This is a genomic window from Paraburkholderia sp. BL10I2N1 (genome assembly GCF_004361815.1).
Taxonomy (GTDB): domain Bacteria; phylum Pseudomonadota; class Gammaproteobacteria; order Burkholderiales; family Burkholderiaceae; genus Paraburkholderia.
This window is the reverse complement of sequence record NZ_SNWA01000001.1, coordinates 3,706,673-3,726,819: the sequence shown is the minus strand read 5'-3', so window position 1 is coordinate 3,726,819 and position 20,147 is coordinate 3,706,673. Positions and strand designations below refer to the sequence as shown.

Sequence of the window (20,147 nt, the reverse complement as noted above, 5' to 3'; positions counted from 1 at the left end):
GAGCCTGTCCATGTTCGCCAACGTTCTGATCGTCTGCCACGCCAACGTGTGCCGCTCGCCGGCTGCCGAAATGCTGTTCAAGGCGCGTCTCGCCGGCAGCGCGGCAAGCGCTGCGAGGCACCGCGGCAACGTGCCGATCGCGTTCCAGTCGGCCGGCATTCGCGCGTTCGACGGCGACAGCATGGACCCGGTCATGCGGCGCCTGCTCGGCGAGCAGGGTGTCGCGACGGGCAGTCATCGGGCACGGCGGCTGAACCGCCGCATCGTGCGCGACGCCGATCTGATTCTGGTCACCGAGCGCGCCCAGGTGAAGGAGGTCGAATCGCTCGATCCGACCTCGCGCGGCAAGGTGTATCCGCTCGGCAAATGGGAGGACTCCGACGTCGTCGATCCGCACGGCGGACACGAAGCCGGCTATCGGGAAAGTCTCGTGCTCATCGAACATCTGGTCATGGGATGGCTGAACAAAATATGCTGATGCGAAATTTCATACTCTCTCTTCTGCTGCTGCTGGCAGCGTTCGTGTCGGCGTGCTCGACCGCGCCGGGGAACTACCTCGACACATCGCGTCTGAAAGACAACCAGACCGCGCCCACCGAAACCTATCCGGTGACGCTGATCAACGCGCAGGTCGTGATGGACCAGGCGAAGTCCGCGGCCGCAGCCCCGCAGGTCCTGCCGCAATCGCGCTATGCCGATCCGGCGCAGTACGTGTACCGGATCGCGCCACAGGACATTCTCGGCGTGACCGTCTGGGATCACCCTGAACTTACGACGCCGAACGGCAGCACGCTGTCTGCCGGCGGCAACACAACGCAATCGGTAGGCGCCGCGTTGCAACAGCCGTATACGACGGCCCTGCCAGGCCAGGCCGACCCGTACGGCCAGACCGTTGCCGCCGACGGCACGATCTATTTCCCGTTCGTCGGCCGCATCCACGCGGCGGGCAAAACAGTTGGCGAGCTGCGCGATCAGCTCGCGTCCGGACTCGTGCGCTACATCCGCAACCCGCAGGTCGACGTGCGCGTGCTGTCGTATCGCGGCCAGAAGGTGCATGTGACCGGTCAGGTGAAGACGCCGGGTCCGCTTTCGATCAGCGATGTGCCGCTCTCGCTCGTCGACGCCATCACGCGCTCGGGCGGCACGACCGGGGATGCCGACCTGCAGCGCGTGCGTCTCACGCGCAACAACCAGCTGTATGTGCTCGACGCCAACCGCATGCTCGACAGCGGCGACACGAAGCAGAACGTGATGCTGCAGGCGGGCGACATCCTCAACGTGCCGGACCGCATCGACAGCCGCGTGTTCGTGATGGGCGAAGTGAAGAACCCGATCCAGCTGACGATGATCAAGGGACGTCTGTCGATCGCCGATGCGCTCACGCAGTCGGGCGGCATTCTCGACACCGATGCGAACCCGCGTCAGATCTTCGTGCTGCGCGGCATGCAGCAGAACCCGACGACGCCGGAGGTGTACCGCCTCGACATGACGCAGCCCGATTCGATCATGTTGTCGACGCAATTCCAGTTGCAACCGATGGATGTGGTGTACGTGGGTACGGCGGCCTCGACGACGTTCAATCGTGTGCTGCAGCAGGTGCTGCCAACCATTCAGACGCTGTTCTATCTGAGACAGCTGACGCGCTAGTCGCTTGACCTGTCCCAGCTCCATGCGGGCCCGCACAGTCCACCGCTGTGCACCGCATGGATCCCGGGGCGAACCAACCAGGATCGAACTGTGAGCACTCACGCAAACACTCAACTGGCCGGCCCGGCCAGGACCGAAGAAGAGGACGTCGTCCTCGGTCAGCTGCTGCAGGTGATTCTCGACGACATCTGGTGGCTGATCGCCATTGCGGTGTCGATCGTCGCGATCGCTGCGCTCTACTGCTATATCGCGAAGCCGGTGTACTCGGCGGATGCCCACGTGCGCGTCGAGCAGTCCGACAACACGTCGCAGGCGCTCACTCAGACGCAGACCGGCGCCGCGATCACGACGAGCGGGCAGGGCTCATTGCCCACCGACGCCGAGATCGAGATGATCAAGAGCCGCGGCGTGGTCGCGCCGGTGGTTCATGACATGAAGCTGAACTTCTCGGTGACCCCGAGGACGATTCCCGTGCTGGGCAGGCTCGCCGCGCGCCTCGCGACGCCGGGCGAACCGGCGCGTCCGTGGCTGGGCCTTGGCAGCTACGCATGGGGCGGTGAAGTGGCGAACGTGGATTCCGTCGAAGTGCCGCCCGAGCTCGAAGGCCAGAAGATGGTGCTGACGGTGCTACCCGACGAGCGTTTCGAACTGCGCGCTCCGAATGGCTCGCCGCTCCTGAGCGGCCAGGCAGGTGTGCCGGCGCAGGGCAATGGCGTGTCGATCCTCGTCGACAAGCTCGTTGCCCGTCCCGGCACGCAGTTCCAGGTGATGCGCGCCAACGATCTCGACGCGATCGCTGCGTTCCAGTCGGCCATCCAGGTGACCGAGCAGGGCAAGCAGACCGGCGTGATCCAGATCTCGCTCGACGACGAGGATCCTGAGCACGCGGCCAAAGTGGCCAATGCGGTTGCCGAGTCGTATCTGCGTCAGCACATCGCGAGCAAGCAGGTCGATGCGAGCAAGATGCTCGACTTCCTGAAGAGCGAAGAGCCGCGCCTGAAGAGCGATCTGGAGCGCGCGGAAGCGGCGCTGACCGCCTATCAGAGCAAGTCCGGCTCGATCAATGCAAGCGATGAAGCCAAGGTCTATCTGGAAGGCAGCGTGCAGTATGAATCGCAGATCTCGGCCCTGCGGATCCAGATCGCGTCGCTGCAACAACGTTTCGGCGACGATCACCCGATGCTGGTTGCGGCCCGTCAGCAGCTTGGCGAACTCGAAGCGCAGCGCACGAAGTACGCCGACCGCTTCCGCGATCTGCCGGCGACCGAGGTCAAGGCAGTCCAGCTGCAACGCGACGCGAAGGTGGCGGAAGACATCTACGTGCTACTGCTGAACCGCGTGCAGGAACTGTCGGTGCAGAAGGCCGGCACGGGCGGCAACGTTCACATCATCGATGCCGCGTTGCGTCCGGGTGCGCCCGTCAAGCCAAAGAAGGTACTGATCCTGTCGGCGGCGGTGATTCTCGGGCTGATCGTCGGCACGGGCTTCGTGTTCTTGCGCCGCAACATGTTCAAGGGTATCGATGATCCGGAGCATATCGAACGCGCCTTCCACCTGCCGGTGTATGGCCTCGTTCCGTTGAGCGCGGAAACAGGCGGTGCTGGAGAGCAGCTTCGAGCGTGGCGGCAACCGTCTGCGCAAGGTGCTCTCGGCAGCACACCCGAAAGACGCGACGGTGGAAAGCCTGCGCAGCCTGCGTACGTCGATGCAGTTCACGATGATGGATGCGAAGAACCACGTCGTCGTGCTCACCGGACCCATGCCCGGCGTCGGCAAGAGCTTCCTCGCGGTCAACCTTGCGGTGCTGCTCGCGCATTCGGGCAAGCGTGTGCTGCTGATCGACGGCGACATGCGTCGTGGCGCATTGGAGCGCTACCTCGGCGGCGCGCAGGACAACGGCCTTTCCGAACTGCTGAGCGGCCAGATCTCGCTGGAAGAGGCGATCCGTCACACCGAGACGGAAAACCTCACCTTCATTTCGTGCGGACATCGTCCGCCGAATCCGTCCGAACTGCTGATGTCGCCGCGCCTGCAGCTATACCTCGAAGGTCTTGCGAAGCGCTACGACGTGATCCTCATCGACACGCCGCCGATTCTCGCGGTGACCGACGCATCGATCACTTCCGTTCACGCGGGCTCGACGTTCCTCGTGCTGCGCTCGGGCATGCACAGCGAACCCGAGATCGTCGATGCGATGAAGCATCTGCACAACGCGGGCGTCAGCGTGCGCGGCGCGATCTTCAATGCGATGCCGCCGCGTGCGCGCGGCACCTACGCCCGCGGCTACGCGATGGTGCAGGAATACCTGAGCGCCTGACGGCCGAGGCAGAGAGGACATCATGAAAATTTCCGTACTGGTTCCCACGTTTCGCCGGCCCGCCGATCTCGCACGCTGCATGTCGGCGTTGCAGCGGCAGCAGCGCGCGCCCGACGAAGTGGTCGTCGTGGTGCGTCCCGACGACGAGGCGACGCTCGCCTGCCTGCATGATCCGGCCGTGAAGGGCGCGCTGCCGTTGCGCATTGCGCTCGTCGAAGTGCCGGGGCAGGTGGCGGCGCTCAATCGCGGTCTCGACGTCGCGACCGGCGACGTCATCGCGATCACCGACGACGACGCCGCCCCGCGCCCCGACTGGGCGCAGCGCATCGTGGCGACGTTCGAGGCCGATCCGCGGCTCGGCGCGCTCGGCGGGCGCGACTGGGTGCACCAGAGGGGCCGCGTTCTCGATGGCGCACGCCCACTCGTCGGCAAGGTGCGGCGCTCGGGCAGGATCATCGGCAACCATCACCTGGGCGTCGGCGGGGCACGCGAAGTGGATCTGCTGAAAGGCGCCAACATGAGCTACCGGCGCGAAGCGGTCCGCACGATCCGCTTCGACAACCGTTTGCGCGGCGCGGGCGCCCAGGTTCACAACGACATGGCTTTCAGCATGAGCGTGAAGAACGCCGGCTGGAAGCTGGTGTACGACCCGCAGGTCGCCGTCGACCATTTTCCCGCGGAGCGTTTCGACGATGACCGCCGCGATGCGCAGACGATGCAGGCGGTGCGCAACGCCGCGTACAACCTGCACCTGATCCTGCGCGACGCTTTGCCGCCGATGCGCCGGGAAGCGGCCTGGTGGTGGTACGCGCTGGTCGGCACGCGGGTGTATCCGGGCATGGCTCACGCGCTGCTGGCGCTGGCGTCAAGACACAGCAGCACGACGCTGTCGCGCTGGCGCGCGGTACGCACGGGCGCGCACGAAGCGCGGCGCGCCGCGCGGTGAGACGGGCTGGCGCGGTGACACGGGCTGGCGCGGCGCGCGAGACGCGCTGACGCTGCGTCAGGAGGCACACGCAGCGCGAAGCGATAAGCCCAGGCGGCATCATCGGGCATCGGAGTGTCTTTGCCGATGCTTTCCTCAACCGGTTGTCCGGAGTCCTGCATGAGTGTGACCAGAGTCCACGTCCATCTGTTTTACGGCGCCGATCCGCGTTTCTATCGCAAGGGCGACGACATCGGCTGCCTGTATGGCTATCACCACGCTGAATCGGATGCCTTCGCGCTGACCTATTCGCAGGATGCTCGCGAGCGTGCGCCGATGCGGCTGTTGCGGCGCGGGCTGAAGGCCGTGCTCGGCTTCGATTTCATTCATACGCTGCGCAACCGTGATGAGATCCTGCGCTCTGATGTGATCTGGACGCATACTGAGCATGAGTATCTGTCGGTGGCGCTCCTGCTGCTGCTCAAAGGCCGGAAGGCGTCGCCTGCGCTGCTCGCGCAAAGCGTGTGGCTGCTCGACAAGTGGCCGGAATACGGCGCGCTGCGGCGCTGGGCCTATCGCAAGCTGATCGCGCGCGCCGATGTACTGACCACGCTCGCTTCGGAGAACGCCGCGCTGTGCCGCACGTACCTCGACCGCGATGCAGTGCACGTCTTCTACGGCCTGAACACGCGCGACTTCCCGGTGCAGGTGCCCACGCAATGGGAGCCGCACACGCCGTTGCGCATCGCCGCTATCGGCAACGATCGCGACCGCGACTGGGAAACCCTCATCAACGCATTCGGCAACGATGCGCGTTACACCGTGCGGCTGGCGACACGGCGGCGCATTCCTGCTTCGCTGCGGGCGTCGAACGTCGACATCGCGCCGGCGGCGGGCCTCAAGAAACAGCGCGAACTATACGACTGGGCCGACGTCATCGTCGTGCCGCTGCGCCCGAATACACACGCATCGGGCATCACGGTCATGCTCGAAGCGGCCGCTGTCGGCAAGCCGATGATCGTCACGGACGTCGGCGCCTTGCAGGACTATTTCACGGCCAGCCAGGCGGCCTATGTGCCGCCGTTCGATCCGGCGGCGTTGCGAGATGCTGCCGAGGGCCTCGTGGCCGCGCCGCAAGACGCCCTTCGCCTGGCTCAGGCGGCCGCGCGCCAGCTCGTGTCACGCGATCTGACGACGCAGGAATTCGCGCGGCAGCACGTGCGCATCACACAGGACCTGCTGCAGCGCCGCGCGTCGCCGCGCGGCCGTTCGGTCGACGAAGCGCGCCGGCGTGCCGGCGGCGCCAGCGGCGCTGGCAAAAGCAGCGGCCAGGCCGCGCAGCCGCAGCGTCAGGCTGGCAGGGGGCTTTGATCTATGGCAGTTGCGCGTATCGAGGCGGGCGGGTCAACGCGTTTGTTCGGCAGCGACCGGCAGGCATGGCTTCCGCAGGCACTGCTGTGGCTTGTCACGGCCGCGCTGATCGGCGCGCACCAGGGCGCGGTGCTGACACTCGCGTTCCCGCTGCTCGCGATACTGACCGGCCTGTGGCTCTACTTCAAGAGCCCCGCGCGCTACGTCGGCTTCATGTGGTGGCTGTGGTTTCTGAGCCCGGAAGTGCGGCGTCTCGCCGACTGGTCGAAGGGCGGTTACACGCCGACGAGCCTCATTCAGGTGGCGCCGCTCGCCGTGACGATGATCAGCGGACTGTCGCTGCTGCGCTACTACCCGGTGCTCGCGCAGCGGCGTGGCTTGCCGGTGCTGCTGATCCTCGCCGGGCTCGCGTATGGCCTCCTGATCGGCGTGGTTTCAGCCGGCCCGCTTGCCGCAGTGTACGACCTCGCGAACTGGGTCTATCCGATCCTGATCGGCTTTCACATCATGGCGAACACACGGCAATACCCCGAGTATCGCGACGTGATCGTCAGTACGTTCATCTGGGGCATGCTCGTCATGGGCGCCTACGGCCTCGTGCAGTTCTTCATCATGCCCGCATGGGATTCGATGTGGATGATCAGCTCGCAGATGGCCTCGCAGGGCGACCCTGTGCCCTATGGCGTGCGTGTGTTCAGCACGATGAATTCGTCCGGTCCGTTCGCCTTTGCGATGATGGGCGCAATGGTCTTCGTGATGGCCGCTCAGCACCGGGTGCGCTGGATAGCCGGCGCGCTCGGCTTTCTCGCCTTTGCGCTGAGCCTCGTGCGCTCGACCTGGGGCGGCTGGGTGATCGCGCTCGCGATCCAGCTGGTCAAGTCGAGCAATCGCGTACGGGTGCGGATCCTCGCGACCGCGGTGCTGCTGGGCGGGTTGTGTGTGCCGCTGCTAGCAGTCGGGCCGGTGGCCGACCGCATGCAGCAGCGCCTGCAGACCCTCGTGAACCTCAATGACGATCAGAGCTACGCCGCGCGTAACGAGTTTTACGCGACATTCGCCAAGACCGCCTTTACCGACGTGCAGGGAGAAGGGCTCGGCGCAACCGGCACATCGACCAAGCTTTCGAGCGAGGGCGGCAATCTGGGCAAATACGGCAACTTCGACAGCGGCGTGATGAACATTCCGTTCGTGCTCGGCTGGCCCGGCACGCTGCTCTACATGTCCGGCATCCTGTGGCTCCTGATGCGCGCCGTGCTGGCTTCGTTCGCGGTGCAGGATGACAAATATGCCGGCGCGTGCCTGAGCCTCAGTCTCGCGGTCTTCGCGATGCTGGTCTTCACCAATTCGCTTGTGGGCACCGGCGGCCTGCTGCTGTTCATGAGCATCTTCTCGATCCTGTCTGCGGCGCACTGGCAAAAACTGAACCGCAGACGCAATCTCATTCTTCAAGGAGGCACCTGATTGAGAGTCGCCATCGTCACGCACGTCGTGCGCCATAACGACGGCCAGGGGCGCGTCAACCACGAGATTGCCCGCGCGGCCCTTGACGCACACATTGCGGTGACGCTCGTCGCGTCGCACGTTGCGCCTGAACTCCTCGAAGAGCCGGGCGTGCGCTGGATCCCCGTGAAGATCGGCAGATGGTGGCCATCGAACCTGCTGCGTCAACAGGTGTTCGCGCTGAAGAGCGCGTGGTGGTTGCGCAGGCACCGCGACGAATATGACGTACTGCATGTGAACGGCTTCATTTCCTGGGTGCCGGCGGACGTGAACACGGCGCACTTCGTGCATAGCGGCTGGTTCGGCAGCAAGTACTACCCGTTCGGTCTCGGCAAGGGTGTGTGGTCCGCGTATCAGTACGTCTACACGGGCCTCAACGCGATACTCGAGCGCTGGGCGTACCGGCGCTCGCGGGTGATCACGGCGGTGTCGCAGAAGGTCGCCGACGAGATCCGCGCGATCGGCCTCACGCCTCGCAACCGGGTCGACGTGATCTATAACGGCGTCGACACGCGAGGCTTCGCCGCCGCGCACGGCGATCGCGCGAAGTTCAACCTGCCGGCCGACGCGTTCCTGCTGCTCTTCGTCGGCGATCTGCGTACGCCGCGCAAGAACCTCGGCACCGTGCTCGAAGCGCTGCGGTATCTGCCGGAGCACGTGCATATCGCTGTCGCCGGTTATCTGCCGGGGAGTCCCTATCCGGAACAGGCACGCGCGCTCGGCATCGCCGATCGCGTGCATTTTCTCGGGCTGGTGAAGGAGATGCCGGTACTGATGCACTCGGTCGACGCCTTTGTGTTTCCGTCGCGCTACGAGGCGATGAGCCTGTCGCTGCTCGAGGCGATGGCGGCCGGTCTGCCGGTCGTGACCGCCCGCACCGCCGGCGGCGCGGAGATCATCACCCCCGAATGCGGCATTGTGCTCGACGATCCGGACGATCCAAAGGCGCTGGCCAATGCCGTGGCCCGGCTCGCCGGCTCTGACGACGCGCGCCGCGCGATGGGCATCGCTGCGAACGAACTCGCGACGGGCTTCGGCTGGGCGCGAATGGCCGGTCAGTACATCGCGCTGTACCGCCAGCTGGCGGGCCGTCGTGAAGACCATCATCGCGCCGGGAGCGCAGCAGAGGCGAAGTCGCTCGCCGCGAATGCGCTGACTGGCAGCAAGGCGGCCGAATGAATTCCTTTGACATGTTTGACGCCGCGTCAGGCGAACACTAGAGGCATAGCCATGAAAACTTCTTCAATCAAATCGCTGCAGATCGGGATGCACTGGTTCCCCGAGCGCGCGGGTGGCCTCGACCGGATGTACTACTCGCTCGTGGGTGCGCTGCCGGGTGCGGGCGTGTCGGTGCGTGGTGTCGTGGCGGGCTCGCCGCGCGTGGCGCAAGATACGGATGGCGCGATCCATGGCTTCGGTTCCGCTGCGCAATCGCTGCCTTTGCGGCTGATGGCCGCGCGCCGCGCACTGCGCCGCGCGATCGATGCAGAGCGCCCGGACGTGATCTCCTCGCATTTCGCGCTGTATACGTTTCCGGGTCTGGACGTCACGCGCGGCATTCCGCAGGTCTCGCACTTCCAGGGTCCATGGGCTGACGAGAGTCACGTCGAAGGCGCCGACTCGCTCGGGCAGCGCGCGAAGCGCTACCTGGAGCAGGCGGTGTATGCGCGCTCGTCGCGGCTGATCGTGCTGTCGGATGCCTTCGGGCAAATTCTCACGTCGCGCTACGGCATTCCGCCCGAACGCATCCGCGTCGTGCCGGGTTGCGTGAACGTCGAGCAGTTCAACCTGCCGATCTCGCAGACCGAAGCGCGGTTCAAGCTCCAGTTGCCGCTCGGACGGCCGATCGTGCTGGCGGTGCGGCGGCTCGTACGGCGCATGGGTCTGGAGGACCTCGTCGATGCGGTGAAGCTGCTCAAGCGCCATCAGCCGGATGTGTTGCTGCTGATCGCTGGCAAAGGCCGGCTCGAAGGCGAGCTGCAGGCGCGTATCGCGGAAGCGGGCCTCGAGGACAACGTGAAGCTGCTCGGCTTCGTGCCGGACCAGCATCTCGCGGCGCTTTACCGCGCAGCGACGATCAGCGTCGTGCCAACGGTGGCGCTGGAAGGGTTCGGCCTCATCACCGTGGAATCGCTGGCGTCGGGCACACCGGTGCTGGTGACGCCGGTCGGCGGTTTGCCGGAGGCGGTGGCGGGGTTGTCGCAGGATCTGGTGTTGCCGGCGACGGGCGCCGCTGCGATTGCCGATGGCCTCGCCGCGGCGCTCGATGGCTCGCTGAAGCTGCCGGACGCTGACGCGTGCCGCGCGTATGCGCGCGAGAACTTCGACAATGCGGTGATCGCGAAGCGCGTCGCGGCGGTGTACGACGAAGCGATTGCGGCAGGCGGGGTGCACTGAAACCGCTGAAGCGTTCTGCCCGGGTGGCTTGTTCAGGGCCGCCCAGGCTCGACAAGGACGAAGAAGGCGCCTGCATGAGGCGCCTTCTTCACCTTCAGGCTCAGAATGTTTCGTGATGCTGGTTACGCGACAGGTCGGCTGCGACCATCATCTGGCAGAGCTGTTCGAGCGTCGTTTCCGGTTGCCAGCCCAGCTTTTTCTTCGCCTTGTCCGCGCAACCGATCAGCAGATCGACTTCGGCCGGGCGATAGTACTTCGGGTTCACGCGCACCAGGGTCTTGCCGGTTGCCACGTCGATGCCGGTTTCCGTTTCAGCCTTGCCGGACCATTCGAGCTGGTAGCCCGCCGCAGCGAACGCCATTCGCACGAACTCGCGCACCGTCTCGGTGCGGTTGGTGGCGAGCACGTAAGTGTCGGGTTCGTCGGCCTGGAGCATGCGCCACATGCCTTCGACGTATTCGAGCGCGAAGCCCCAGTCGCGCTTCGCGTCCATGTTGCCGAGTTCGAGCACGTCACGCTTGCCGAGACGGATCTTCGCGACGGTGTCGGTGATTTTGCGCGTGACGAATTCACGACCCCGCAGCGGTGATTCGTGATTGAACAGGATGCCGCTGCTCGCGAAAAGGCCGTACGACTCGCGATAGTTGATCGTCGACCAGTGAGCGAACAGCTTGGCGACGCCATAGGGGCTGCGCGGATAGAACGGGGTGTCTTCGCACTGCGGGACGGCCTGCACCTTGCCGAACATTTCGGAGGTGGATGCCTGGTAGAAGCGCATGCGTGGATTCACGATGCGAATGCCCTCGAGCAGGTTCAGCGCGCCGATGCCGGTCACTTCGGCGGTGGTGATGGGCTGATCGAAGGACACGCCGACAAAGCTTTGCGCAGCGAGGTTGTAGACTTCGTCGGCCTGTGCCGACTGCAGCAGACGGACGGTCGAACCGAGGTCGGTCAGATCGTGTTCGACGAGCCTCAGGTTCGGATGATCGGCCACGCCGAGTTCTTCCATGCGCCAGAAATTGACCGAACTCGTGCGCCGGTAAGTACCGACGACGTGATAGCCCTTGCCGAGCAGCAGTTTGGTGAGATAGGCGCCGTCCTGACCGGAGATGCCCGTGATGATGGCCTTGCGTGGAGTGCTCATGGTTGCCCCTTTGATATGTGATCCGGTTCGGTACTGGCGTGTTTCTTCGACGGATCATCGAGCATGCGCCGCACGAGCGGGTCGATGACGTCGAAGTCCTGGTTTGCTTTCAGGCGATAGAGCTCCGGCTTCGGATGCGCGCCGTCCGACATCATCGTCTTCCAGTCCGGCAGGGCCGAGATGTAGGAGAACTGGTCGACGAGCGGCACGCGCTGTTCCGCCGCGACGCGGCGGGTCATGGCGGCCATCATCGCGAGCTTCGCGTTGAGCCGGCCGTCGGGCATCGGGTTCGATGTCTCCAGAACCGGCAGCTTGCCGAGCGCGCGTGCGGTCGTGACGAGTTCGGTTTCCGCCGCGTAGAACTGTTCAGGCGTCTGGTTGTGCATCACTTCGTTGATGCCGTAGTTGATCGTCACGATCTGCGCGCGCGATGCCGCGAGACGGGCTTTCCACGGCTCGCCGCGACCGCGTTCGGTGCCGTCGCGCAACTGGTACGCCATCGTGCCGCCGACGCCGAAGTTGGTGACCGTCACGCTTGCGCCGTGCGTGGCCTGCAGCGCGTCCTGCAGGTCGCTGACGGCATTCTGTGCGAGCGGCCCGCAATGACCGCCGCTGCATGAGATGCCGAGGGTCGTCGAATCTCCGTAGGCTTCGATCAACACGACCGGCCCGGTTGCGTGCGGGCCGTCTTCAGGCCGCGATGCACCGCTCGCCGCCGCGCCGGTCACGGCAAGCATCGCGACGAAGAGGGCGCCCGCAGTGGCGCGCGCAGTTGAGCTGAGGTTCATGCGCGGCCCTGTGTGCTGCCCTGTGTTCTGCCGGGCTGGTTCGCGTCGGGCGCCGCCTGCGTATGGGCGCGTTGCCTTGACGGGCCATGGATCAGACGGCGCTCGAAGGCGAACCACGTGATGCTCGCATAGGCGAGCGTAATGACAAGCGCCAGCGCGGCGCTCAGGTAGCGGTTCAGGCCCAGCGGCCAGATCGTGTACAGCACGCTCAGGTGAATCAGATAGATCGCGTAGCTGATCGTGCCCACGTAGACGAGCACCGGGTTGCTCAGCACGCGTTTGACGATACCCTTCGACTGCAGGGCGATGATGAGCGCGGACGTGCACAGCACGAGCGACACGCTGTACAGCCCGGCATTCGACAGCGGCGTGTTGGCCGCCCGGAAACGGGGAAAGTGCAGATGGAGCCACACGAGCACGGCCAGCGCGGCGAAAAAAGCCAGTACGGCCGCGACCTCATATCCCTCGAACGCGTCGCGGTTGCGCCTCTGGATAATCGCGAGCAACGCGCCTGCGGACAGCAGATCCATGCGGAACGGTGTCAGGTAATAGATCGGCCAGAACGTGTCGAACCACGGCGTCGCGACGGCACGCAGGACCGGCACGATGACGATCAGCGAAGCAGCCACGATCGCAAGCGCGCGTTTCGGCAACAGCAGCACGACGAACGGCCAGAAAATATAGAACTGCTCTTCGACGGCAAGCGACCAGAGCACATTCAGACTGTCGTGCCCGCTCTGTCCGAGCGCATCGCCGATATTGGTGGCGAAGAGTACATACCACGGCCAGTGTTTCGCCCAGGCCAATCCGAACACCAGCGATGACAAGATCATCAGCAAAATGTACGGAGGCAGGATGCGCCGCGCGCGACGCGAGTAAAAATAACCGAAATACGACTGGCCGCGCGCCTTGCGCTCGAGCAGGATGCCGGTAATCAGAAAGCCGCTGAGCACGAAGAAAAGATCCACGCCCATCCAGAAAGGCGCCCTGAGCGCGTGTTGGGCGAATACGGCGAGCACGGCGATGGCGCGAAGACCATCGAGTTGCACAATGCGATGAGCGTGTGAGGGTGGCGCGGGTAGGGCGCTTGCAGTCATAGGCCGTCCATGGTTGGCGCCGTATGCGCCGGGACAGGGACTCGTCTGCAATTGCTGCCGCTAAAGTCCGCAGTCGGACCGGCGACCGACAGAAGTGAGGTTCATTCTAGGGAAAATAAACTGATGAAAAAACTCGAATGCCACCGATAAATCGAAACAATGGATTCGAGTTGTAATCAAATGAATCCGAGGTGGCGCTTCGATATCGAATCGGGCAAGCGCTGCGGAAGCATCCGCTTCGAACCAAGCCTTCAAACATGTGGGATTCCGCTATCTCTCGTGTCACGTCGTGCACCATGATTTCGCAATCGGCTCTCGCCTTTCTCTAACCTTAATTCCTGAATATTTTTGAATTATTTTCGAATTTCGTCGCGCCGTATTTTCCGCGTACTGTGGGACATTGTGATGGTTTGACCGGTTGCGCTTCGCCCATGCTGGACCGCTGTGATGTATCGGTCGCGCCGCCGGTCTGCAGGCCCGACGTTTTCGTTGTGCTCCCTGTTTGTGTTGCGCCTGGGCCACGCTTCTGGTCCCGCTGTTTGCCGCGCCTTTTCGCCATTCTGGCAATCATTCCATTGAGACACTCGCCGGGACTCCGGGACGCTTGCCGCATGCAGCATGCCGTGAAATGGCACTGATTGGAGGAACCTCATTTGTCGCGTCCGTTGTTGGCCAGATTTTTTGCCACGTGCGTCTACGCGCTGCTATGCGTGGCATCGCAGGTGGTGTCGGCAGAAACCGCGCTGAATGCGAAGACGTCATGGATCGGCAATACGTTCGGCTACGGCGACGGGACATGGACGCAGATCAACATCACCGCGATCGCGGTCGCGCCTGATGGCAAGGTGTACACGAACGCGCCATGGGACGAAAGCGGCGCGGAAGCGAGCGTGTATCAGAACGGCAGGATGCTCGGATTCGCGGGTGGCACACACGGATGGGGCAACGGCGGCGGCAATGCGGTTGCCGTCAATCGCAAATACGTGTTTCTCGCCGTGGCCGTGGGTAACGAGCGAGGTCACCTGGTTTCTCCCGGCATCTGGCCGGAAAAAGGTAAGCAGTGGTACGGCATTTCGCGTCGAGAGATTGCCGATCCCAAACGCAGCGTGCCGTTTCAGCCTTCGGCCAATGCGACGGATCAGCGTGCATGGCTCGCAGCCGGCTTCCTGAGGGTGAATGAGGTGCCGACGGGCACGACGGCGGATATCACCGGACTCGCGGCGAGCGATTCGACACTGTATGCGTCAAATGCCACGCACGACCGCGTCGAAGTGTATGACGCCGAATCGATGGTCCAGAAGACGACTTGGGCGGTACACGAACCCGGCCGCATCGCCCTCGCGCCTGATGGCACGTTGTGGGTGCTGACCGATACGCTCGGCGAGCGCGCGCCCGGCATCGCGCACTACACGGCGACCGGACAGCGTCTCAATGATGAATTGCCGCTCCCCGCGGATACCGTGCCGGTCGATCTCGCAGTGGATGGACAAGGGCGCGTGCTGGTGGCGGACAACGGACCGCCTCAGCAGGTGCTGTTCTTCAGCAGGAGCAACGGTCGATATGTGGCAAGTGGCGCGCTGGGCGAGCGAGGCGGCATTTTCTCGGGGGTGCCGGGGCGGCCCGGCCCGCAGCGTTTCAACGGACTGACGGCGGTGGGCGTGGATGCACGCGGCAACGTCTATGTATCGACTAACGGCATCGGGCCGCGCTTCGCGCCGATTGGCGCAGGCCTTGGCGCAACCCTCGAAAGTTATGCGCCCGATGGCCATCAGACGTGGCAGTTGCAGGGCTTGCTGTTCGTCGACGGCGCATGGATGGATCCGTCGCGGCCCGATAGTGTTTATACCGGCAACAAGCGCTTCGACCTCGATCTGTCGAAGCCGCCGGGGCAGGAGTGGAAATACGCGGGTTTCCTGTCGAATCGCTTCAAGTACCCCGAGGACCCGGTATTCAGTGTCGATCAATGGCCGGGGTTACCGATTGCCCGCAAGCTGAAAGGCCGCACGTTCCTGTTTCTGACAGATATGTACGCAGACCATCTGAAGATCTATCGCTTCGATCCGGCCCGTGACGGCGAAGTGGCCATTCCGTCGGGCTTTATCGCGGGCCGCGACCGGGGCGTGACGCGCGTGCCGAACGCGCCGCCCGGCGGTGACTGGATCTGGCGCGACGCAAACGGCAATGGCAGGTTCGACGCCAACGAATTCACCCCGAACACGAGCGGCGCAAAACTGATCGGTGGCTGGGGCTGGTGGGTTGATAGCGAGGGCGACATCTGGCGCGCGCGCGACTCGAAGGGTATCTATCGCTTCCGCTTTGGCGGACTCGATGCGATCGGCAACCCGGTCTACTCGTATTCGAACCTGACGACGTACCCCGTGCCCGCGCCTTTCACCGAGTTGCATCGTGCGATTTACGACCCTGCCAGCGACTCGCTCTACGCCACCGGCTACACAGCCGATCTGCCGGTGGACCACTCGTTCTGGAAGGAAGCCGGACGGCTGCTGGTGCGTTATGACAGTTGGTCGACGGGCAAACCCGTGCAGCGTTACGCGATTCCGTTGCCGTGGGACACGAAGGCAAAGCCGATCGCTACGGTGATCGGGCTCACGGTCGAAGGGCAATACGTGTTCGCCGTCGAGCCGGTCGGCGCGGTCCACGTCTACGACAGGGATTCAGGCAGGGAGGTGGGCGTGATCCGCCCAGGACCGGAAGTGGGACGCGCATCGGGCTGGGTGGATGTGCCAAACGGTATCAGCGCACACCGGCGCAGCGATGGCGAATATCTGATCTTCGTCGAAGAGGATGCGCGCGGAAAAGTAATGATGTATCGCTGGAAACCGGCGTGAACGCCTGACGCGGTCTGAATTATTTTCTTGCAGCGCGACAAAGGCGGTGCCGATTTTTTACGTGTTCTACTCGATGCTGGCCTCGCCACGTCGTGTGCAGCGCAACAAACGCGGCCAGTGCGGCAACCGTATCAACGACTCAAAGGCATCTGATGGACAAAGGCATCCTCAAGAACGTGGCGATCAATTTTTGCGGGCTGGTCCTGCCGACCTTTGTTTCGCTCGTCACGGTGCCGGCGTACATCAGGACGCTTGGCGTCGAGCGATATGGCGTGATCAGCCTCGTGTGGACGCTGATCGGCTACTTCGGAATTCTCGATCTCGGCATGAGCATGGCCGCGCAGAATCACATTTCGAAGGCGCGCGCATCGGGCGACGATGAAGAGAGCGCCAGGGTCTTCTGGAGCGCGTTCTGGCTCAATCTGTGCACGGGCATCATCGGCGGCCTCGTGATTTATTTCGGCGCGTTCATGTACACCGCGTACTTCTCGAAGGTGTCGCCGGCGTTGCGGCACGAGGTGTACATGGCGTTGCCCTGGCTTGCGATTGCGATTCCGATCGCCAACGTCTCGTGGGTGTTTGCTGGCGCAATCAACGGGGCTGAACGCTTTGGCATCTACAACACCAACCAGACCATCGGTACGTTTCTGTTCCAGCTGCTGCCGCTCGGCGCGGCATGGCTGATCGCGCCGAATCTGCAGAACGTGCTGGCGGCCGCGGTGGTGGCGCGGCTCATTGCCGGGCTCATGCTCGGCCGCTCGACGATCAAGGTGCTCAATATTCGCCGGATTCGCGCGCCGCAGCTCGGGGTCGCGAAGGACCTGTTCAGCTTCGGCGGCTGGATGTTGATCACGAGCGTCACCAACATGGTCTCCGAGTCGCTCGACCGCGTGATGCTCGGCACAGGGCTCGGCGCGCGCTTCGTCACGTACTACACGGTGCCGCAGAATCTGGTGATGCGTCTGAACATGCTGTCGACCGCCTTCGTCCGCACGCTGTTCCCGCGGATGTCCGCGGTTCGTCGCGACCATGCGGGCACGATTGCGCAGCAGTCGCTCGAATTTCTCAACAGCGCGTTCACGCCGATTGCGATCGTGACGATGTTCGCCCTTGAACCGTTCCTGCGGCTGTGGGTGGGCAACGATCTCGCGGTGCAGGCCGCGCCGGTCGGACGCATCCTCGTCATATCGGTGTGGCTCATCGGGCAGGCGAACGTCACGCGCGTCCTGATCCAGTCGCAGGTCAACCCCGCTTCAGCGGCACGTGTCGCGCTCTTCGAGTTGCCGCTCCTCGCCGCCGGGCTATGGTTCGGCATCAGATATTTTGGCGTGGCTGGTGCGGCGGTGGCGGTGGCAGCCCGGTCGCTGTTCGACTACGCCGTGCTGTTGTGGCTGTCCGCCATCCGGGCACGCCCGATCCTGTTCGACATGCTGCCGCATCTGGCCTTCCTGCTGGGCAGCCTGTATCTGGCCAGTTTCCTTTCCAGTCTCGCGATCGCGATCGCAGCGGGCGCCGTGATCGTGCTCGCGAATGTCGGCTGGTCGCTCACGATGACGCCCGCTGTACGCGAGCTTGCCCGTTCTCTGCTGCTGCGACTGAACCCGAGGAAAAGCGCATGAATCACGACGTCCTTGAAAAAACCGTCCTGCGCCCGTCGACGCCAGCCGCACGCAGCGCCAGCGCGGAAGTCGCCGTCCCGCCGCAGATCGCGAAAACGCCGCAGCGGCCGGGCATTCGCCCCGACAAGCCGGTGCGCATTGCGATCGTGCACGACTGGCTCGTCACCTATGCCGGCGCGGAGCGCGTGCTGGAACAGATCATCGCGTGTTTCCCGGATGCGGATCTGTTCAGCCTCGTCGATTTTCTCGACGATCGCACGTTCGTGCGTGGCAAGCCGGTGACCACGTCGTTCATCCAGAAGCTGCCGTTTGCGCGCACGAAATATCGCGCATGGCTGCCGTTGATGCCGCTCGCAATCGAGCAGCTCGACGTGTCGGACTATGACGTCGTGATCTCCAGCAGCCATGCCGTGGCGAAGGGCGTGCTGACCGGACCCGACCAGGTTCATATCAGCTACGTGCATTCGCCGATCCGCTACGCGTGGGACCTGCAGCATCAGTACCTGAAGCAGTCGAATCTCATCAGCGGCCCGCGTTCGGCGCTTGCGCGGATGATTCTTCACTACATCCGCAACTGGGACATCCGCACATCGAATTCGGTCGACGCATTTGTCGCGAATTCGGCGTTCATCGCACGGCGCATCAAGAAGGTGTATCAGCGCGACGCGCAGGTGATCTTTCCGCCGGTGGATGTCGACGCTTTTTCGCTCAACGAGCAGAAGGAAGACTTCTATCTGACCGCCTCGCGGATGGTGCCGTACAAGAAGATCGATCTGATCGTCGAGGCGTTTGCGAAAATGCCGCAGCGGCGGCTCGTCGTGATCGGTGACGGACCGGACATGCAGAAGGTTCGCGCGAAGGCGACGCCGAACGTCGAGATCATGGGTTACCAGCCATTCGCGGTGCTCCACGACAGGATGCGGCGCGCGAAGGCCTTTGTGTTCGCTGCGGAAGAAGACTTCGGGATTTCGGTGGTCGAAGCGCAGGCCTGCGGCACCCCCGTGATTGCGTATGGCAAGGGCGGCGCACTCGAAACGGTGCGCGATCTCTATGAGCCGCGTCCGACCGGCATGTTCTTCGACGAGCAGAGCACGGACTCCATCATCGCGGCCGTCGATGATTTCGACGCAAACAGCACGCGTTTTTCGGCTGCGGATTGCCGGGCGAACGCGGAGCAGTTTTCGGCCAGACACTTTCGCGAGCGCTTTTTCGAGCACGTCCAGCAAAACGTTCCAGCGCTGCGCAGCGCGACGTTGCCCGCCTGCGACGCGGGGGCACCGGTCAAGCTGGATGGCTCGCCGCCATCAGCACAATCCGCCCAGGCGGCGGCGAGCATGCGTGTGCTGGCGATCGATCAAAGCGGCGTGCTGGGCGGCGCCGAGCTCTCGCTGCTCGAGATCGTCAAGACACTGCGCGCGCGCATACAGGTGGTCCTGTTCGACGATGGTCCGTTCCGTGTAGCGCTCGGCCACGCAGGCGTGAATGCCGACGTACTCGATTCCGGCGCACTGCGTCACGTGCGCAAGCAGGGGGGCAAGCTGCCGAAGGGACAGGCCTTGAAGGGGCTCGCGTCGCTCGTGCGCGCGACCGCCGCACGCGCGCGCAACGCCGACGTGATCTATGCGAACACGCAGCGGGCGATGGTGATCGGCGCGGTGGCGGGGCGTCTCACGCGCAAGCCGGTGGTCTGGCATCTGCGCGATATCGTCAGCGCCGAACATTTCGGCCGCAAGCAGCTGGCGATCATCAAGTGGTGTGCGAAATTCGGCCTGGCGCACGTCATCGCGAACTCGGCAGCGTCGGTGCGCGCGTTCGCCGATCTGACTAATTTCGACAGCAAGCGGATCGACGTCGTGTTCAACGGTATTTCCGACGCGCCGTTCGAGGCGTTGCGCGATGTTTCGCAAAGTGTCCTGCGTGCGCGACTTGGTCTGCCCGAAGATGCGTTTCTGGTCGGCTCGTTTAGCCGCCTCGCGCGCTGGAAAGGACAACATGTGCTGCTCGAAGCGATGTTGCTCAACCCGAAGATGCATGCGGTGCTCGTCGGCGCACCGCTGTTCGGCGAAGACGAATACGAGGCGGAACTGCAGGCGTTCGTCGCGACGCACGACATCGGCGACCGCGTGCATTTTCTCGGCTTCCAGCACGATATCGCCGCCTGCATGTGCGCGGTCGATGTGGTGGCGCACTCGTCGATCACGCCTGAGCCGTTTGGCCGCGTGATCGTCGAAGGCATGCTGGCGCAGCGTCCGGTGGTCGCAGCGCGTGCAGGTGGGGTGATCGAGATCATCGAGGATGGGGTGGACGGCCTGCTGTGCGAGCCGGGCGACGCATTCGCTCTCGCCCATACGCTCACACGGCTGCAATCGCATGCGTCGCTGCGTGACCGCCTCGTCACAGCCGGATATCGGACCGCGCTGCAACGCTTCGGAACGGACAACTACGTGTCCGGCGTCGAGCGCATTCTGAAGAAGGTTGCAGGGAAGGCTTGAG

The 20,147-nt window shown here is 64.0% G+C and carries 13 protein-coding genes and 1 pseudogene; 11 read left to right on the top strand and 3 right to left on the bottom strand.

All coding sequences use genetic code 11. The features are described from left to right. Positions 1–10: 10 nt before the first annotated feature. The 8 genes and pseudogenes from B0G77_RS17260 (at position 11) to B0G77_RS17225 (ending at position 10,157) form a co-directional block, all read left to right on the top strand. On the top strand, positions 11–478 hold the full coding sequence (locus B0G77_RS17260) for a low molecular weight phosphotyrosine protein phosphatase (protein WP_133663196.1): 468 nt from the start codon (positions 11–13) through the stop codon (positions 476–478). Next, a complete protein-coding gene (locus B0G77_RS17255) occupies positions 457–1,647 on the top strand; it encodes a polysaccharide biosynthesis/export family protein (protein WP_243751033.1) in 1,191 nt (396 codons plus the stop codon). The genes B0G77_RS17260 and B0G77_RS17255 overlap by 22 nt, the downstream gene beginning before the upstream one ends. 114 nt (positions 1,648–1,761) lie before the next feature. Beyond that, positions 1,762–3,964: pseudogene (locus B0G77_RS17250) on the top strand (polysaccharide biosynthesis tyrosine autokinase). A gap of 22 nt (positions 3,965–3,986) precedes the next feature. Next, on the top strand, positions 3,987–4,910 hold the full coding sequence (locus B0G77_RS17245) for a glycosyltransferase family 2 protein (protein ID WP_133663195.1): 924 nt from the start codon (positions 3,987–3,989) through the stop codon (positions 4,908–4,910). Positions 4,911–5,069: 159 nt separating this feature from the next. Next, the gene (locus tag B0G77_RS17240) at positions 5,070–6,260 is read left to right on the top strand and encodes a glycosyltransferase (protein WP_133663194.1); all 1,191 of its coding nucleotides are present in this window, start codon (positions 5,070–5,072) and stop codon (positions 6,258–6,260) included. A 3-nt stretch (positions 6,261–6,263) separates the two neighbouring features. Next, a complete protein-coding gene (locus B0G77_RS17235; RefSeq protein WP_133663193.1) occupies positions 6,264–7,721 on the top strand; it encodes a glucose-6-phosphate isomerase in 1,458 nt (485 codons plus the stop codon). Next, positions 7,722–8,939, top strand: a complete 1,218-nt coding sequence (locus tag B0G77_RS17230) for a glycosyltransferase family 4 protein (RefSeq protein ID WP_133663192.1) — start codon at positions 7,722–7,724, stop codon at positions 8,937–8,939. A gap of 51 nt (positions 8,940–8,990) precedes the next feature. Continuing rightward, positions 8,991–10,157 (top strand): glycosyltransferase family 4 protein, encoded by a 1,167-nt coding sequence (locus tag B0G77_RS17225; RefSeq protein WP_133663191.1) that lies wholly within the window; start codon positions 8,991–8,993, stop codon positions 10,155–10,157. Between the two features lie 100 nt (positions 10,158–10,257). On the opposite strand, the gene gmd is transcribed toward B0G77_RS17225, so the two are convergent. The 3 genes from gmd to B0G77_RS17210 are packed head-to-tail and all read right to left on the bottom strand — an operon-like array spanning position 10,258 to position 13,186. Further along, positions 10,258–11,301 (bottom strand): GDP-mannose 4,6-dehydratase, encoded by a 1,044-nt coding sequence (gene gmd, locus B0G77_RS17220; protein ID WP_133663190.1) that lies wholly within the window; start codon positions 11,299–11,301, stop codon positions 10,258–10,260. Beyond that, positions 11,298–12,089 (bottom strand): SGNH/GDSL hydrolase family protein, encoded by a 792-nt coding sequence (locus B0G77_RS17215; RefSeq protein ID WP_243751032.1) that lies wholly within the window; start codon positions 12,087–12,089, stop codon positions 11,298–11,300. Before B0G77_RS17215 ends, gmd begins: the two co-directional genes overlap by 4 nt. Beyond that, on the bottom strand, positions 12,086–13,186 hold the full coding sequence (locus tag B0G77_RS17210) for an acyltransferase (protein ID WP_133663189.1): 1,101 nt from the start codon (positions 13,184–13,186) through the stop codon (positions 12,086–12,088). Before B0G77_RS17210 ends, B0G77_RS17215 begins: the two co-directional genes overlap by 4 nt. Before the next feature lie 710 nt (positions 13,187–13,896). Between B0G77_RS17210 and B0G77_RS17205 the strand changes: the two genes are divergently transcribed. From B0G77_RS17205 to B0G77_RS17195, 3 genes are all read left to right on the top strand, one after another. After that, the gene (locus B0G77_RS17205; RefSeq protein ID WP_243751136.1) at positions 13,897–16,035 is read left to right on the top strand and encodes a hypothetical protein; all 2,139 of its coding nucleotides are present in this window, start codon (positions 13,897–13,899) and stop codon (positions 16,033–16,035) included. Between the two features lie 152 nt (positions 16,036–16,187). Further along, positions 16,188–17,654: a flippase gene (locus B0G77_RS17200; RefSeq protein ID WP_133663187.1), complete on the top strand. Its 1,467-nt coding sequence runs from the start codon at positions 16,188–16,190 to the stop codon at positions 17,652–17,654. Then, entirely contained in the window at positions 17,651–20,146 is a 2,496-nt protein-coding gene (locus B0G77_RS17195) for a glycosyltransferase family 4 protein (protein ID WP_133663186.1), read from the top strand. The genes B0G77_RS17200 and B0G77_RS17195 overlap by 4 nt, the downstream gene beginning before the upstream one ends. Position 20,147: the final 1 nt, after the last annotated feature.